Here is a 1,371-nt window from a genome sequence, read left to right as displayed (position 1 = left end):
CCTATCATGAAAGCTTTGCGAGATTGGTGACATTGTTGCGCTGATCGAAGTGAAGGAAATTGAGAAGCCGGTGCTGCGCGGCCCTTACAAGAAGCGGACAGCTTGACTTCAATATGCTATGCCGCCGCCATGAAGAGCTATGATTTCGATCCTACCGAATTCGCCAAGTTAGAGTTCCTATTGGCTCACGCCGTCAGTTTTCTCCATCAAGAGCGGAGCAAGGCCGAACTCAATCAATTCCAGGCCAAATTCCTCCCGATTATTCGCGATGTATATTATCAGGTGTTGGGACCTAAGATTGATGATCGCCAGCGTGAGGCAATCTCTGTATCCGATCCTTGGGATCCAGAGTTGACTCAGGAGCGGGCTATCGAACTCCTAGCTGAGATATTCAAAGCTTAGATTTCAAACTGACTCACTACCATGAGATAGAAACTCACCAAGCTATGGCGCCGATCAGTCGGCGGCTGACGCAAAGCTTGCCATGTGAAACGCCTGGATCTCAGCCGGATAGCGATAGGCGATGCCATAGGGGCAGGCATTGCGGTCAAGGCAGCCGCCGCTGCGGCACGGCTCGCCCTTCGCTCCTCGCACATGCGCCAGACAGGACTGGTAGGCGAATCCTTCCGTGGAATAGGCATCGACCGGACAGTATCTCAGGCAAGGTTTCTCGACACAGGTGTCGCAAAGGTGGATCGCCTTGCCCTGCTCCGGAAGCGCGATCTCGTCCTCGAACAGCAGCGCACCGCGATAGGCATGCCAAAGCCCGTATTGCGGATGCATGAGGATGCCGAGCGGCGACGGTTTTAAACCCTCGGCCCGCATCGCCCATTGCTGGAACGGAAGATAGGGTTTGTCGGAAGGCGAAACCGCACGGGCTTGGAATTCATTGGCCACGGCGCCAATGACCTGCCGCGACCAGTTGTCGAGCGGATCGGCGATTGTCCGTGGCTGGTTTTCGCGCCAGCGCAGGAAATGCGGCCAAGGCGCCCCCCCCGCCTGCCCCACCAGCAGCACGGACCTTGCTGGCGCGCCCGAGGTGCCATGTGGAGCATCCTCGTCGCCAGGGAACACAAAGCCGCCGCGCAGGATGAGGCCGTTGGCGCCAAGCGCGGCCGTGATCTCCTCGATCATGCCGCGACGCGCAATCATTCCTTCTTGACCGGATCGGAGAACGCGCTCCGCCAGACTTCCTTGTGGATGATGTTGGCGACTTTAGCCCCGCCTGATTCGGGCTCCTTTCAAGTGAAGGCGTCGGGCATCGACCCCTTCTTCTTGGCGATGAAGTCCTTCAACGCTTCGTCGATGCTCGGATCGAGATGCGGCGCCTCGTAGCTTTCCAGCCAGCGGCGGGCAAGCTCGTTGGCGCGC

General features: G+C 58.2%; 3 protein-coding genes. 1 reads left to right on the top strand and 2 read right to left on the bottom strand.

The window, feature by feature from the left end; genetic code table 11:
• Window positions 1-129: 129 nt before the first annotated feature.
• Window positions 130-402, top strand: coding sequence for a hypothetical protein (locus EN906_RS34190; protein WP_127267734.1), 273 nt, complete (start codon window positions 130-132; stop codon window positions 400-402).
• Between the two features lie 54 nt (window positions 403-456).
• Here EN906_RS34190 and EN906_RS34185 read toward each other — a convergent pair whose 3' ends face one another.
• Window positions 457-1,152, bottom strand: a complete 696-nt coding sequence (locus EN906_RS34185; protein ID WP_127375781.1) for a 4Fe-4S dicluster domain-containing protein — start codon at window positions 1,150-1,152, stop codon at window positions 457-459.
• 89 nt (window positions 1,153-1,241) lie between these two features.
• Window positions 1,242-1,371, bottom strand: a 130-nt coding sequence (locus tag EN906_RS34180; protein WP_164777611.1) for a trimethylamine methyltransferase family protein, incomplete at its 5' end; no start/stop codon positions are given.

It is taken from the genome of Mesorhizobium sp. M7A.F.Ca.CA.004.06.1.1, from assembly GCF_003999135.1.
GTDB lineage: Bacteria > Pseudomonadota > Alphaproteobacteria > Rhizobiales > Rhizobiaceae > Mesorhizobium.
Note: the sequence above shows the minus strand (reverse complement) of the source record. Positions and strands in the feature narration are given on the sequence as shown.

Bases quoted from the DNA above. Each gene is read 5' to 3' on its own strand.
- EN906_RS34190 (WP_127267734.1), top strand. From the start codon at position 130: ATGAAGAGCTATGATTTCGATCCTACCGAATTCGCCAAGTTAGAGTTC.
- EN906_RS34185 (WP_127375781.1), bottom strand. From the start codon at position 1,152: ATGATTGCGCGTCGCGGCATGATCGAGGAGATCACGGCCGCGCTTGGC.